Origin of the sequence: Nostoc sp., from assembly GCF_036916655.1 — a bacterium.
GTDB lineage: Bacteria > Cyanobacteriota > Cyanobacteriia > Cyanobacteriales > Nostocaceae > Nostoc.
The window spans coordinates 38,462-53,257 of sequence record NZ_JBALFY010000038.1; the positions used below are offsets into that span (position 1 = coordinate 38,462).

At 42.6% G+C, this 14,796-nt stretch carries 12 protein-coding genes and 1 other RNA gene; all 13 read right to left on the bottom strand.

Annotated elements, in window-relative coordinates; all coding sequences use genetic code 11:
- Positions 1 to 1,290 (bottom strand): ABC transporter permease, encoded by a 1,290-nt coding sequence (locus V7L31_RS10740; protein WP_442938146.1) that lies wholly within the window; start codon positions 1,288 to 1,290, stop codon positions 1 to 3.
- Positions 1,291 to 1,305: 15 nt separating this feature from the next.
- Complete coding sequence (locus V7L31_RS10745; protein ID WP_334696206.1) at positions 1,306 to 2,889, bottom strand: HlyD family secretion protein; 1,584 nt, start codon at positions 2,887 to 2,889, stop codon at positions 1,306 to 1,308.
- Positions 2,890 to 2,976: 87 nt separating this feature from the next.
- The gene (locus V7L31_RS10750; protein WP_334696207.1) at positions 2,977 to 3,174 is read right to left on the bottom strand and encodes a hypothetical protein; all 198 of its coding nucleotides are present in this window, start codon (positions 3,172 to 3,174) and stop codon (positions 2,977 to 2,979) included.
- Positions 3,175 to 3,317: 143 nt separating this feature from the next.
- Positions 3,318 to 5,165 (bottom strand): ATP-binding cassette domain-containing protein, encoded by a 1,848-nt coding sequence (locus V7L31_RS10755; RefSeq protein ID WP_334696208.1) that lies wholly within the window; start codon positions 5,163 to 5,165, stop codon positions 3,318 to 3,320.
- A gap of 58 nt (positions 5,166 to 5,223) precedes the next feature.
- Positions 5,224 to 6,534 (bottom strand): type III polyketide synthase, encoded by a 1,311-nt coding sequence (locus tag V7L31_RS10760; RefSeq protein ID WP_334696209.1) that lies wholly within the window; start codon positions 6,532 to 6,534, stop codon positions 5,224 to 5,226.
- Positions 6,535 to 6,620: 86 nt separating this feature from the next.
- Positions 6,621 to 8,489, bottom strand: a complete 1,869-nt coding sequence (locus V7L31_RS10765) for a cytochrome b5 domain-containing protein (RefSeq protein WP_334696210.1) — start codon at positions 8,487 to 8,489, stop codon at positions 6,621 to 6,623.
- 638 nt (positions 8,490 to 9,127) lie between these two features.
- Positions 9,128 to 9,518, bottom strand: a transfer-messenger RNA (tmRNA) gene (gene ssrA / locus V7L31_RS10770).
- A 172-nt stretch (positions 9,519 to 9,690) separates the two neighbouring features.
- On the bottom strand, positions 9,691 to 10,638 hold the full coding sequence (locus tag V7L31_RS10775) for a F0F1 ATP synthase subunit gamma (protein WP_334696211.1): 948 nt from the start codon (positions 10,636 to 10,638) through the stop codon (positions 9,691 to 9,693).
- A 93-nt stretch (positions 10,639 to 10,731) separates the two neighbouring features.
- Positions 10,732 to 12,252 (bottom strand): F0F1 ATP synthase subunit alpha, encoded by a 1,521-nt coding sequence (gene atpA, locus V7L31_RS10780; RefSeq protein ID WP_334696212.1) that lies wholly within the window; start codon positions 12,250 to 12,252, stop codon positions 10,732 to 10,734.
- 182 nt (positions 12,253 to 12,434) lie between these two features.
- Positions 12,435 to 12,989, bottom strand: a complete 555-nt coding sequence (gene atpH / locus V7L31_RS10785; RefSeq protein WP_334696213.1) for an ATP synthase F1 subunit delta — start codon at positions 12,987 to 12,989, stop codon at positions 12,435 to 12,437.
- On the bottom strand, positions 12,986 to 13,558 hold the full coding sequence (locus V7L31_RS10790) for a F0F1 ATP synthase subunit B (RefSeq protein ID WP_334696214.1): 573 nt from the start codon (positions 13,556 to 13,558) through the stop codon (positions 12,986 to 12,988). The genes atpH and V7L31_RS10790 overlap by 4 nt, the downstream gene beginning before the upstream one ends.
- Positions 13,559 to 13,719: 161 nt before the next feature.
- Positions 13,720 to 14,151 carry a F0F1 ATP synthase subunit B' gene (locus tag V7L31_RS10795; protein WP_334696215.1) on the bottom strand — a complete coding sequence of 144 codons (432 nt, stop codon included), beginning with the start codon at positions 14,149 to 14,151 and terminating at the stop codon, positions 13,720 to 13,722.
- A gap of 323 nt (positions 14,152 to 14,474) precedes the next feature.
- Positions 14,475 to 14,774 carry an ATP synthase F0 subunit C gene (atpE, locus tag V7L31_RS10800; RefSeq protein ID WP_292851579.1) on the bottom strand — a complete coding sequence of 100 codons (300 nt, stop codon included), beginning with the start codon at positions 14,772 to 14,774 and terminating at the stop codon, positions 14,475 to 14,477.
- Between the last annotated feature and the right edge of the window lie 22 nt (positions 14,775 to 14,796).

Consider the following 14,796-nt stretch of genomic DNA (forward strand, 5'->3'; position numbering starts at 1 on the left):
TCAATCACTCCGTAAGGCGGCAATTGGGTCTAACTGAGCAGCATTCCGAGCCGGAATCACCCCAGCTAGCAATCCGACAATGAACGATAATCCAAATCCACAAACAACTGACCACATAGAGACGATAAAGGGAAAATGGAAAATCATCGCAGCGCCAAAGGCAATGCCAATGCCAATTCCCATACCAATACCGCCTCCGGCGGTAGAAATCACAACGGATTCGGCTAAAAACTGATTCAAAATGGCGGAATTAGTTGCACCAACGGCTTTGCGAATCCCAATCTCTCTGGTTCGCTCAACCACCGAAACCAGCATAATATTAGCGATGCCGATGCCTCCTACTAACAGAGAAATACTAGCGATCGCTACTACCATCATCGTAAACAAGCCCACCACAGTCGTGAAGGTATTAACAACATCCGTCTGATTTCTAATACTGAAATCATCAGATTGAGATGAATTGAGATTGTGACGTAGGCGCAAAAGATTCACAACCTGAAATTGAGCCGTTGCTGATTGCTCTTGATTGGCTAGTTTTACATAAATGCCATTGATCGCAAAACCTTTTAAAGCATTATTCCCCACGATGCGACTTGACATATTAGTTAGGGGAATGAAAACTTGATCGTCCCGATCCATCGGGCCTTCTGAACCTTTCTTTTCAAATACGCCAATAACTTCGTAAATGTTACTTTGAATCCGAATCTGTTCGCCGACAGGATTTTTGCCAGTGCCAAATAGTTCATCGCGTACTGTCTGCCCCAGTACAACCACTGATTTAGCGTTGTCCATTTCTTCTTGGGTAAAAAACCTACCTTGGGTAAGGGAAGTATTTCTGGCTTCGGGATAGTTCAAATCGGTTCCGACAATATTAGTAGAATTATTCAACTTCTCATAAACCACCTGCCCCGGACGCTGGAGGTAGGCAGAAACCACTTGAGCCGCAGGAGCTTCCTCTTGGATAGCTTTGGCATCCTCCCAAGTAAGTGTTGAACTAGAACCCATACCTTGACTGATCCCACCAGAACGGGCGGCACCTGCAAAAACCTGTAAAACATCAGTTCCTAAAGACTGAATTTGCTGTTCTGTCGCTTTTTGTACACCCTGTCCAACGGAGGTAATTGCAATCACAGAAGTAATGCCAATAATTACACCCAACATCGTCAAACCAGTGCGGAGTTTATTGCGCCATAATGCCTCCATTGCCATTGATAAGATTTCGATTACTGATACAGTATGGGCGCGACGAGAAGTCGCTATTCTGCGAGGTAAGCGAAAGGAAATAGTCATTTTTTGTACCTTGAATTAATGAGCGGGAGGAGCAGCGCCAGGTGGTGGCCCCATTGGCGGTTCTTGTTCAGAACTGCCCGCTTTAGAGCTTCCGGGTAAACCTGGAAAAGAAATACCAGACTTATTTTGAGGTTGGGGCGGCGAGCTAATCAAAACCTTTTCTGTACCATTTAGTCCAGCCTTGACTTGGGTACGATTGTTAACCGTTGCTCCCGTTGTAATGGGAGTGAATACAGGTGGTTGATTTTTCCGTGCCACAAAAACACCTGTTACCTTTTGTTGACGTGTTACTGCGATCGTTGGTACAGTCAGGGCGTTTTGCAATTCACCAACATTAAACTCCAGAGATACATTCATTCCAGAGCGCAATAACTTCTTGGAATCTGAAAGCAGAGTAACTTTCACTTCAAAGCTAGTAACATTTTGCTCTACTGTTGCCTGAGCCGCGATTTGCGATACTCGTCCTGGAAATGTTTTACCAGGGTAAGCATCTGCCTTAATTACCACTTGTTGATTGATCTGAATTTCAGAAATGTTGCTCTCCGAGATATTTGCCACAACCTGATTTGTATCAGCTAATGCCAGAATCGATGATGAGGTTGCAGAAGAAACCGAACTACTTGCCGTCATTGGCGTAACAAAAGCCCCTGGGTCAGCATACTTACGAATCACAACCCCATCAAAGGGTGCGCGAATCAATGTGTCATCAATCTGAGTTTGGATGTTTTGTAACGCTCCGCTAGCAGATATCACCTCTGCACGGGCTTGATCGATATCTTCTTGACGGGTTCCCGCTTGTTGCAGAGATAGTACTTGTTGTTGCTGTTTTACTTCTGCACTGGCTTGGTCGATATCTTCTTGACGGGTTCCCGCTTTTTGCAGAGATAGTGCTTGTTGCGCTTCCGTTACTTGGGCTTGGGCGCTGTCGAGGTCTGCACGTTTTTGATTTAAAGCTTGCCGAGAAATTGCTCCAGCATCGTAAAGTTTCTGGTTGCGCTGAAAGTCGTCGTTTGCTTGACTCAAAGTAGCTTGATATCTCTCTAAACGGGCTTGCGCTTGAGCAATATCCTGAAAGCGATTACCTGTCATAAGTTTGCGTAATTTTGCTTTGAGTTCCTCCAATTTCGCCTGCGCCTGAGCAATATCTTGAGGGCGATTACCTGCCATAAGTTTGCGTAGATTCGCCTTTGCTTGAGCCAGTCTCCCCTGCTCTTGGATCAATTGACCCTGCAAATTAGAATCATCCATATAAACCAACACCTGCTTTTCTTTGACATAATCACCTTCCTTAACTAGTAGCCTTTTTAAAGTACCTGCCGTTTTAGGACTGAGGTTGATTGCCCGCTCAGGTTTAACAGTCCCATTGGCTGAGACAGTGATAGAAAAATTCGTCCGTCTTAAAGGCACTACTGCCAAGCGTAGATTTGCTTGCTGTTGTCGTTTAACAAGTTGGTCATGAATCAGATAACTGACACCCACAAGTAAGAATAAGGAGAGAAATACAATTAACCATTTCGTTAGTCCTGGTTTCTTGATGGGTGGGAGTGAAGATGTGGAGTCAGTTAGCTTGGGTAAATTTTGGTAATGATTAAATGCCATGTTCACTCCTTGAGTAAAAACCAGATCCGCCTCTGTTTGGCTGAGATTTATGATTGCTTTTTTCAGACAATTATTGCCGAGAAAACTTTAAGCATATCTACTCTTAAAAAGTTCGATAATTTGCTTAGTACCTTCAACTTCTTTCTTTAATTCTTCTTGTTTTTCTGGCTTAATTTTACTACCAGCTTGTTCCAGGATATTTTTTAATGCTCTCTCCAAGTCAATTTGAATTTGAGTCATTTCATTATGAATCCTATAATTAGATTCCTGCTGATTAACGCTCATAGTTTTTACCTAATTGATATAATTTCGACATGATTTATCACAAATCAAAGGGGTTAAAGCCTGCAATTTCAACACATCTTTTCAGATTCATTTGGGTAATATTCACCTGATGTAGCAATCTTGAATCTAAAAGCTTAGGATTATTAACTCGATAATTTTACTTCATCAATTTTGCTTTCACTTAGATGGTTGTTTGTCGGCACATAGTCAGGTTGAATCTTACCATAATCGAGCTTAATAATTTGGTCAGCGAGGTGAAAGTAACGATCATCATGGGTGATTACTATCACGGTTTTACCACGTTCTTTGAGTTTTACAAGACTCTGCCGATAAAAGAGGTCGCGAAAGTGTGGCTCTTGGTCAGATGCCCATTCATCGAATAAATAAATCGGGCGATCTTCTAGATAAGCTGTGAGTAATGCGAGGCGCTTTCTCTGCCCTTGAGATAGATTAGTTGTTGATAAAACACCATCTCTGACTTTAACTTTATGGTCTAACTGCAATTGCCTCAAATAACTTTCAACTTCTCGGTCGAGATTCGGATGATTGAACCCTAAACAGCTATCGAAAAGGTAGAAATCAGAGAAGATAGCGGAGAAATGCTGGCGATACCATTCCCGGTTTTCATCTGTAATCAGTACTCCATCGAGATAAATTGACCCATTTGTAGGTGGATACAATCCCGTAATTAATTTAGCTAGCGTTGACTTGCCACTACCATTACCACCGACAATATATGTTATTTGTCCCGGCTGGAAAGTTATACTAATTGGGCCTAGTAAAAACCCCTTTTCATCGTCAGTAGGAGGATGCATATCTCTGGGCTGATGTCCCGGTGGCCCTAAGAGAAAATCTTTTTCTTTGCCACGAGGCGGATGGATATCTCTGGGCTTATGTCCTTTTCTAGACTTATGTGTTGGGGGCAAAGATGGATTGTTTGGCCCTAAGGGAAACCCTTTATCATCACTATTAGGGTGATAGAGATAGCTCACCCGATCGAGTTCGAGTTTCAGTTCAATTTGACTAGGTTGTTTGACAATATAAGAGTTAATTGTTGTGTCAACTTCTGCTTGGCTGGTTAATGAGAGCTTCATCATGTTAATTTTTTGCAATGCAACATTACCTTGCAAGAGATCGGGTAATCTGCGTAATAGGTTCTGGAGTGGTAGGGATAGATAGGTAGTAGTGAGGACATAGGTTGACAACATTGGAACTGGGATATGCATAAACCAGGGCAATATGAAAAGCATCAAAGCTAAAGTAGAAAGCTGTGAAAATTGCCCTAACCCATTAGCGATCGCAAAACTCTGCATTGCGGTAGTATTCTTCTGACGCAGTTTTGTGGCACTACCTTGCAAGTTCTTGGAGGAAAAGTCTTCTCGTCTGGTTTTGTGCAGTTTTAGCTCTTTAGTACCTCTAGTGATAGCTTGAAAATGCTTGAATAAATTATCCTCCTCTTCACGTGCTATGGAGAACAAATGTTGTGCTTTGCCGAGTCTGGTTTGCACGCACCAAATAGCAACAGCAGATGTAGCGATCGTCAAGACAAATATAATGTTGGAAATCAAAGACAGGTAGAATAAACATCCCAGAACAGTAGCGAGATCGATACAGATACTCGGAATTGCTGATACAGCGTGCGAAAGAACTCGAACATCATCAGTTAATGTTGCAAGTAAACGATTTTCTCCAAGTCTTTCTAGATGTTCTAAAGGTGAAGATAAGATATTTTGACCTAACCTAACTCGCAATTGGTAGATGGCATTCTGCGAAAGATTAATCAGCATGAATTGTGCGACAGTACTTGTGAAGAGAGTACAAACAGCTAATGCCGCAAAATATAACAGTGCATTGGGGAGTGATGCTTGACTGACAGCCCGATTTATAAGTGAAATCAGCATTGCATTACTACCACCACTAATTAAGCCTGTGATAGTTGCAATCAAGATACTCCGCCATGATATTTCCCAAAGAAACCGAATAAATCTCATACTTGTGTCCTTTCAGATAGCTCAAAACTGTGGTGTTGATAACATCAAGATGATTCTTTTAAACTTTTTGAAATAGAATTCCTTCTATTCCAACTCCAGGTGAAAATGAAAAGGCAATTCCAGTTAATGCTTTCATTTGTTCAGTTGAATCTTTCCAATGGTGATTCGGGTTGTCTAACCCCACATATTCTTTATCGACAGAAGAATTATTTTCATTGCTAAACAGCATACGTTCCATGACAAATAGTACTGAGGGACTAAGCATATTGCCATACTGACGAAGTATCTCCCAACTATCAGCAACTTGACTATCAGTGAGTCCCAAAGAATCTTGTGAATTTTGAATAATGCGTGTGCCACCAGGATGAATAGCCCAAAGATCGATATTCTCTTTGGTAAGCTCATGGCTTGCTAAAAAACGTTCGATAATTGGATTAACACCAGTCCTAATATAGTCAGGTAATTGACGCGAAAGCTGACAAGTAATTCCATTATCCCGTATGCCAAGAACGATGCCGTCTTCGGTATCTTCAACCAGGTAACTTAGGTGATCTTTAATGACGACTTTACCTTGACCGATTGCTTGCTCTGGCTGACAAGCTCCGACAACGACTGCGGCACATCCATCACCAAAAATGCTATGTATAATAACATCATTCATGTCATCTTCAAACACTGCATTGATTGAGCTTATTTCCAGGCATACTACAAGGGCTTTGTGTGTTGGATTAGCTCGCACATGATCGCTAGCAACACGCAGTCCATTCATTGCAGCTGCACAACCCATAAAATTCACTGTTACTCTAGCTGTGTCTCGCCTGAGTCCAAGGCTTTTAATCAATTCTGTATCTATTCCTGGTGCTACGAAGCCTGTACTCGATACAAAAACAATCAGGCGGATGTGATCTTCGATATTCGTATCTGAATACAAATGATTGTTAGTCTTCATACTTTCAGAGGCGCTTAAGAGTGCTTTTTTTGCAACCCGTTCAGCTAGAGGAATCGCAAACTCTTGATACATCTGCATCCGAGATTGAATGGTCTGACTATGCCCGTGAGCGATTGCTTCATCGGATAATAAGTTAACCGCTAGGTGTCTTGTATCAATTCGAGTATTTTTATAAAGCTTATCGATTCGGCTTCGATTTTGCTCCAAGCTAGGAATATTTGCAACTAATCCAGCCGCGTCAGATTGTCGAACGATGTTGTCGGGAGTACCAGTTGCAATGCTCTCAATGATTGGTAAAAACTGCTTTAACCTAATCGTACCAAGTTCAGAAGCATTATATTTGGCTTTCATTTCGGTTGGTTTAACAACAGGCAAATTATTTACTCCGTTGTGCATTACTAAGGTAGTTTTAGTATTCATAATTCTTTTTCCTAGTTGCAGGTATGTATGGACAATTTGAGGATTTTTGCAACACAGTTGCTATGAATAACAACTGTGTTTTCTGATTAGATGGAACCGACACCAAGGAATCCTTGGACAATGTATTTCGCCGATGTCATTAATTGTTGTGGGTGAAAGTGTTCTTGCAACAGTCCAAAGTTCTTTTCTTTCGCCGTTCTTGATGGCCCCAGCAAGTAATGTTTTACCAAGATTGGCAGACGCTCAAAAAAGAAGTTTTTTGGTTTTGACCAGACAACGTTAAATTTCTCTGCCTCTTCTCGGACAATATCTTCGCTGATAATATTTGCAAAACCACTTTTTTGGTATGGAAGTACATGGTGTACGCGGTGTGGACTAAGACCTGCTGATAGAAAGCAGTCAATATACTTGTTCCCAATCATAGTCAAATCATAGGAGTTTCTAATTTGGGATACTGCCCAATCTTCTGACGGATCGACTTCTTCTTCTTCAAAATCATGACTAGCAACAATCATGAAAGTACTTATCCATAGAGTCAAAACAAATTGTGCTAGCCAAGCTCCAAAGTCACCATTCATCCAAAATAAAATCAACTCGCCAACAAGAATTATTCGCATAGAAAAGGTGCCGACATAATGAGGCAAACCTCGTTGCCAAGAGCCATACATATCTTTGACACCAAACTTGAATGCCAGTGTACATATCTCAATCAATCGCACAAACATTCCAGTGATAACGTGACCAAGTTTATGTACAGTATGAACCGGAATTCGATAGAATCGAGGAAGTTCTAACATAGCTGTGAAAACATTTCTCTTGATATCAACTTGACTTTGAGTAAATGGATGATGCATTAAAGTATGACCATCAGTTACTACGAAAGCCATTGGAACATAGCTGATATCAAAAATATTTGCGAAGACTTTATTGAGGCGAACTTGGGCGCGATGAATTAGATAGTGACCTGCACCTGTGAGAGAGATTCTCAGAGCCGCCATTAGTGGAACAAAAAGATAAATTGGCATATACTGCATGAAATTTAATCGCAGCACTTGCACCAGGATATAAACAACGAGCAAAATGATTGTCACCACATCAAAAATCAAGTCCATTTGCTCAATCTTTTTTTTCATTTCTGGCTCGTTTATCCTGGACTTAATCCGATTCAGGAGTTGCTCTTGGTTTTGAAAGTTAAACTTTGGTGTATCTCTCCAGCCGTCAAAACCTTCACGAAACAAGAATGGTGGAGCATTGTATTTGGGATGAACATCTTCAGGTCTAGCTTTTCGCCCCAAAGCATATTTTTTGAGGACTCTTTTGGACTTTTCGGGATTAGGATGAAAAATATTAACCAGTGTCGTGATATCTCTATTCTTCATACGTCCAATGAAGAATTCACCGCCTGGATGCCGCTTAATAAAGTCGGATAGATCGTATACTTCACCATCATAAATCCAGATATTAGGTAACTCAGGTGGAGGCTCTTTGCCAATTTCACCAGGAGGTCGTTGTGGCTTTTCCTGACTGTTGATATCAGGCATAATAGCTGGAGGTGCTTTATCAACATCAGCAGGTAGTTGTGGCTTTTCCTGAGTGTTGCTTTTAGGCATAATAGGTGGAGGCGTTTTTGTGTAGGCGTAGTCCACCGCCGCAGGCATCGCATCAGCAGTTAGTTGTGATTTTTCCTGGTTATTTACACGACTAATATCTTCAGCGATGCTTGCATCGTGAGCAAAAACAAGCTCGGAAATATTTTGATCTTTCTCTCTATTCCTGAATATTTGTATGTGCTTAAAAGCCTGTACTAGTGCGTTCATAATACCTGATACTCCTGAATGTTTTTGAATGTGATTATGCTGCTCATGACGCATCTTTTCTGAAGCATGAGTGCAGTTATTCATCACTTGATGCATCAAATCTAAACTTATGCAGGCATCTAGGCTAGATGCAAGCAAACACAGAAATTAAGTTTGAAAGCTCTTATTTAACCTGAGAAGCTCAGTAGAGGGAATTTGACTTCTTTGGAAATAAATTTATTTACCAACGAAAGCGATTTACAACGCGAAGTCCGCATGTTTATATCGCTGCCCCTACTTTTGACGCACATCTGTGCCGTGTTGCATCTAAACGAAAACTTCACGCCATCAACTGCAATCCATACTTCTGCAAAACAGGTTTTATTTGATGCTTTTAACATTAGAAATTAATCGGGGAGAAGTAGGGGAAGTGAATCTGTAATTGGTATTTTTGCAATATTACCCATTGAATTACAATGCACTTTTCTGTAATCCTGCATACATGATGATGCACGGAGTAAGCACATCTAAATTTGAGTGTTAAATGTATTAAGTAGTATACTAATCAGTGGAAGACATCTGGTAAAATTAATTACACGTTATCCAGAACCATTCTAGAAAGACCTTGGCGCACCGAGTTCCCAGTCTAATTTCGCATCTTTACCAAGGATTTTGGGCTTAACTGAATGGTATTGCTTTAAGTTAGCTGTGCATTCTAGAAAATTCTGATGTGAGTTTCCCATAAAACAAAGTCCACTTAACACATCACAGTGTCAAGTGGACTTGTTAACTATTTTTAGTGGATCCGAGCAGAGTCGAACTGCTGTCCAAATTGGGTATTGACCCCCCGCTCATTCACAGGTTTAGCCTTTCTGACCCTCAAGGCGGGAATCGTTCATTATCCCGAACGTAGGATGCTCTGATTTAATCTTAGCCAGCAAGCCAACCAGAGAACGCTTGCTAGAGCATCCGTTGGGGTTTGGTCTTCAGTCCTTAACGGAGTCAAACCGAAGACGCTCGAACCTGTAAGAGGTGTTTTAGGCTGCTACTAGAGCATCCTTACGAGCAAAGCTAACGATGTTATTCGCATTTACTTTTTGTTTGAGCCTTTGATTTCCGAGAGGAGACTCACTCTCGACCTGAATCACAGAGCAGCGTTCGCCAACCTGTCGAAACCGTGACGGACCCATGCGCTTTATACTTCAATTATAATACGCAATTGTTGAATTCGTAATTTGTAATTCGTAATTCGTAATTAACAAAGTCAGGATGTATAGCTCCAATTACTCAAAATAGCCAATTGCTAATTTTAAAACCATTAGCAATTGGCTATTTGCCACGAGCCACAACAAGTATTTTTCTAAGTTAGTGCTTCAGCACCGCCCACAACCTCAAGGAGTTCTTGAGTAATTGCAGCTTGTCGGGCTTTGTTATAAGACAGGGTGAGAGTGTTAATTAGTTCACCAGCATTTTCACTGGCATTACTCATGGCTGTCATCCGCGCTGCTAGTTCACTAGCCGCCGATTCTTGCAGCGCCCGCAATAACTGGTTACTAAGGTACAGGGGCAATAAAGAATCGAGAATCTGCACTGGATCTTGCTCGAAAATCATGTCAGGAGCCAATGTGCGAACTTGGCTAGTCACTTTCTCCCGTTCAACTTCAAATTTACCGCCACGGGTTGTTAAGCGGAAGACTTCATCATCGGCTGCTTCTAGACCTTGTGGATCGAGGGGCAGTAGGGTTTGGATGACAGGACGGGAGCTAACTAACGAAAGGAATCTGGTATAGATTAATTCGATGCGGTCAACTTCTTCTGAAAGGAACAAGGAAAGTAGTTGATCGGCAATCTGATTAGCTTCTGCGGCGGTGGGAATTTGCTCTAAGCCGCTGTAGGTGGCATCAATTGGCTGATCGCGGCGTTGAAAGTACTGGGTAGCTTTGCGCCCGACGATCACAAATTGATAGTTTAAACCTTCTGCCTGGATTTCTTTGGCGCGGTTTTCTGCACGACGGATGACGTTATTATTGTAGCCGCCGCATAGACCGCGATCGCCTGAAATAACCAACAACCCAACTGATTTAACTTGGCGTTTTTTCAGTAGTGGTAGGTTTGCTTCTTCAAAGCGCAGACGGCTTTGCAAACCATACAATACTTGTGCCAAGCGATCGGCAAAGGGGCGAGTTGCTAGCACTTGTTCTTGTGCCCGGCGCACTCTAGCCGCAGCTACGAGGCGCATGGCTTCTGTGATTTTTTTGGTGTTTTTGACCGACTGGATGCGATCGCGTATTGCTTTTAGATTGGCCATAGTTCGATTTTAGATTTTAGGATTTTAGATTTTAGATTTGGGGTTTCGGATTTTAGATTTAATCCAAAATCCAAAATCCAAAATCCAAAATTGCTACGCTGTAGCTTTGAAGGTCTTTTTGTATTCGGTAAGTGCTTCCTTCAAAGCAGCTTCTTCGGCATCACCTAATGCTTTCGATGCTTGTACTCCTTGAGCATACTGGGTCTTGCCAGTCTTTAAGTACTCACGTAGACCAGCAGTGAAGGTGGTTACTTGATTTACAGGCACATCATCTAAGTATCCATTGATACCCGCGTACAAAATTGCTACTTGCTCGTATACCGAGAGTGGCGAATTTTGTGGCTGCTTGAGGAGTTCACGCAACCGTTGACCCCGTGCCAACTGGTCTTGAGTGGCTTTATCTAAGTCAGAAGCAAATTGGGCGAAGGCTTGCAAGTCGTCAAATTGGGCTAGTTCCAATTTAATCTTACCGGCAACTTTTTTCATTGCCTTGGTTTGAGCCGCAGAACCCACACGGGATACAGAAATACCAGGGTTTACAGCTGGACGGATACCAGCGTTAAACAAGTCAGAAGATAGGAATATCTGACCATCGGTAATGGAAATTACGTTGGTGGGGATGTATGCTGAAACGTCACCAGCTTGGGTTTCGATAATTGGTAGGGCGGTCATACTGCCTTTACCTAATTCGTCACTCAGCTTTGCGGCTCTTTCTAACAAGCGGGAGTGAATGTAGAATACATCTCCGGGGTAAGCTTCGCGTCCTGGTGGACGACGTAGCAGTAAGGACATTTGGCGATAAGCTTGGGCTTGCTTGGAAAGGTCATCATAAATTACCAGGGTAGCTTTGCCTTTGTACATAAAGTACTCAGCAATAGTTGCGCCTGTGTAAGGAGCTAGGTATTGTAGGGTTGCAGGTTCACTGGCGCTAGCGGCGACGACGATGGTGTAATCGAGTGCGCCTTTTTCTTGCAATGTTTGCACCACGTTAGCAACTGTGGAAGCCTTTTGACCGATCGCAACGTAGACACAAATTACATCTTCTTCTTTTTGGTTGATGATGGTGTCGATCGCGATCGCAGTTTTGCCGGTTTGGCGATCGCCAATAATCAATTCCCGTTGACCGCGACCAATGGGAATCATTGAGTCGATAGCTGTGATACCCGTTTGCATGGGTTCGTGTACAGACCGACGGGCAATGATACCTGGTGCTGGAGATTCAATCAAACGGCTTTCTGAGGACTTGATGTCTCCCTTACCATCGATGGGAATACCCAAAGCGTTTACAACTCGTCCAATTAAGGCTTCTCCTACTGGAATCTGGGCAATTTTACCAGTGGCAGTTACAGAACTACCTTCTTGAATTTCCAGCCCTTCACCCATCAACACCGCGCCCACGTTGTCTTCTTCTAAGTTCTGGGCGATGCCAATTGTGCCATCTTCAAATTCCAGAAGTTCCCCAGACATAGCCTTTTCCAGACCATAAATCCGGGCGATACCATCACCAACTTGGAGAACAGTACCAACGTTAGCAACTTTGACCTCTTGATCGTATTGCTCGATTTGTTGTTGGATAATGCTACTAATTTCGTCAGGTCTAATTGATATGCTCATGTGTCTATCTTTTTTGCTTTCGAGACGGAAAAATTCAAGAGTTAGGAGTTAACAGTTAGGAGTGATGAGTTAAGAGTGATGAGTTAAAAATGCAAAAATTACAAGTTAAAAGTCAAAATAAATTACTATTTACTTAACTCCTAACTTCTAACTCCTAACTCCTAACTCCTAACTCCTAACTCCTAACTATTAGTTAAGCGCAATGAAAGGCGGCGCAACTGACCCCGGATACTAGCGTCAATTACCTGCGAGCCTACTTTAATGATCACACCACCAATTAACTCGCTGTCTACCCTGGTTTCTAGTTCTACCTGACGAGCATTGGAGATGGCGATGACCTTTTGGATGATTGCCTGCTGTTGAGCTTCTGTGAGGGGAACGGCTGAAATTACTTCCGCTAATACGGTTTGATTCAGCTGCCGCAACAGCGCCAGATATTGTTGAAAAATATCTTCCAAGAATGCAATGCGCCGCTTATCTACCAGTATCAGCAAAAAATTGCGTAAGTAGGGGTTAGCGCCTTCACCGAGTATTCGTTTGATGAGAGCTTTTTTGTTCTCAGACTGAATAAACGGGTTGCTGAAGAAGTTGTGTAGCTGTTTGTCTGCCCTGAGAAGTCCCAGGAAAGTCCGCGCATCTTCCCCAAACTCTTCGGTCAAGTTTTTCGATTGCGCTATTGACAAAAGTGCCTGTGCATAAGGTTGGGCTACTTCGGCTGAAGCTACTTGACTTGTCATACATTGCCTCCCAGTTGTGCGATGCTGCGGTCAATTAAACTTTGTTGAGCATCGTCGGCAATCCCGCTTTTGAGTTGCGATTCGACTTTTTGCAATGCTAGTGTAGCAACTCGTTGCCGCAGTTGTGCGATCGCTCGATCGGTTTCGGAGTTTAAATCTGCTGCTGCTGTTTGTTTCAAGCGTTCTACGTCTTGCACTGCCTTCGCTAACAAGGCTTCTTTCGCTTTTTGAGCGTTTTCTGTGGCAGATTGGCGGATGCGTTCTGCCTCTGCCTGAGATTGCTTCAATTGCTCTTGCGCTTGGGAAAGGGCAGTCTTTGCCTCTTTCAAGCGCCCTTCTGCTTCCTGAATTGCGGTGGCAATATTGGATTGTCGCTCGTTCAGGATATTGCTTAAAACCTTACGTCCGAAGTAGAATAATATGCCAATCAGAATCGCTAGATTTATCAGGTTGGTTTCAAAAATGTCTATGTTTAGACCGAAACCACCTTCTGCTGCGCCTTCTGCCAATTCAGACTGAACAGCGTTTGCTTCTGCGGCAAGTAATAAGAATGTGCCCATGATACCCATTTACAAGTGCGCTGCTCGCTTGCTAATACGTTGTATTTTCCCGCAGGTAAATAAAGTATCTTTATCTCGTTGGGAAAAAGTGCCTTTTTTGACACTTAAATTTTGCGCTCTGGACTAGGGCCCAGTTGCGCGTATGCTTTCACAGAGCCAGTCTAGTTAGTTTATCTAACTGGAGTTGGCCCCAATAGTTTTTCTAGAATCTGCCGGCTTAAAGCATCAACTTGTTGCTCTAAGGTGCGAAAAGCTTCCTGCTTTTGTTGTTCTATTTCAACAGCAGCTTGTTCTCGTTGAGTCTGAGCTTCCTTTTGGGCCTCAGCAATTTTCTCGGCAGTAATTTTCTTTGCCTCTAGTTGAGCTGCTTCTACAGTCGCTTGCGATTGTCTGCGAGCGTCTGCGAGTTGCTGTTCATATTCGGCGGCTAGACGCTCGGCTTTTGCCAAGCTTTCTTTGGCCTCAAGGGTATTCGTTCGGATATAATTATCGCGATCGTCTAGTACCTTGGTTAGTGGCTTGTATAAAATTGCATTCAACAAAGCTGCTAATAGCAGGAATTGCAATGCCATGAAGGGCAAGGTAGCATCGAAATCAAACATTTCTCTCCTCTTTGGCTGGAGTAGCAGTTTTCATGGCTAGCAATATCATCCAACCTTTCATATTTTAGAAAACCCAAAGCCAACAAAAGGCAAGGGATTTTGGATTTGCAATTTTAGATTGACGATCGCGTAGCTTCAGCAACGTCGGAGCGTCTTGTAGATTTGAGAGCAGGTATAGCTCAGGAGCAATATACCAAAAACTCTCGATCATCCAAAATCCAAAATTGGTAGTAAACTACATCAGAAGGATTAAATACTCAAAATATTTTCGATTGTAGAGGCGTGATGGTTCACGTCTCCACACTCACAAATACTTTTGGGTCTTACGCGAAGGGGTTAGCGAATAGCAATACCAAGGCAATAACTAGACCATAAATAGTCAGGGATTCCATGAAAGCCAAGGTTAATAGCAGAGTACCGCGAATTTTTCCTTCTGCTTCTGGTTGACGGGCAATACCTTCTACTGCTTGTCCAGCAGCATTACCTTGACCAATACCAGGGCCAATTGCAGCTAAACCAATTGCTAGAGCAGCAGCCAGAACTGAAGCAGCCTGAACTAATGGATCAACACCGGCGCCTGACGCAGCAGCTAGAACGTAAGAAGCAGAAATTAATGAGCCCATGTTGATTTTCCTTACCTTGAGT

Bases quoted from the DNA above. Each gene is read 5' to 3' on its own strand.
- V7L31_RS10740 (WP_442938146.1), bottom strand. From the start codon at position 1,290: ATGACTATTTCCTTTCGCTTACCTCGCAGAATAGCGACTTCTCGTCGC.
- V7L31_RS10775 (WP_334696211.1), bottom strand. From the start codon at position 10,638: ATGGCCAATCTAAAAGCAATACGCGATCGCATCCAGTCGGTCAAAAAC.
- atpE (WP_292851579.1), bottom strand. From the start codon at position 14,774: ATGGGCTCATTAATTTCTGCTTCTTACGTTCTAGCTGCTGCGTCAGGC.
- V7L31_RS10760 (WP_334696209.1), bottom strand. From the start codon at position 6,534: ATGAATACTAAAACTACCTTAGTAATGCACAACGGAGTAAATAATTTG.
- V7L31_RS10745 (WP_334696206.1), bottom strand. From the start codon at position 2,889: ATGGCATTTAATCATTACCAAAATTTACCCAAGCTAACTGACTCCACA.
- V7L31_RS10790 (WP_334696214.1), bottom strand. From the start codon at position 13,558: ATGGGTATCATGGGCACATTCTTATTACTTGCCGCAGAAGCAAACGCT.
- V7L31_RS10795 (WP_334696215.1), bottom strand. From the start codon at position 14,151: ATGTTTGATTTCGATGCTACCTTGCCCTTCATGGCATTGCAATTCCTG.
- V7L31_RS10755 (WP_334696208.1), bottom strand. From the start codon at position 5,165: ATGAGATTTATTCGGTTTCTTTGGGAAATATCATGGCGGAGTATCTTG.
- V7L31_RS10750 (WP_334696207.1), bottom strand. From the start codon at position 3,174: ATGAGCGTTAATCAGCAGGAATCTAATTATAGGATTCATAATGAAATG.
- atpH (WP_334696213.1), bottom strand. From the start codon at position 12,989: ATGACAAGTCAAGTAGCTTCAGCCGAAGTAGCCCAACCTTATGCACAG.
- atpA (WP_334696212.1), bottom strand. From the start codon at position 12,252: ATGAGCATATCAATTAGACCTGACGAAATTAGTAGCATTATCCAACAA.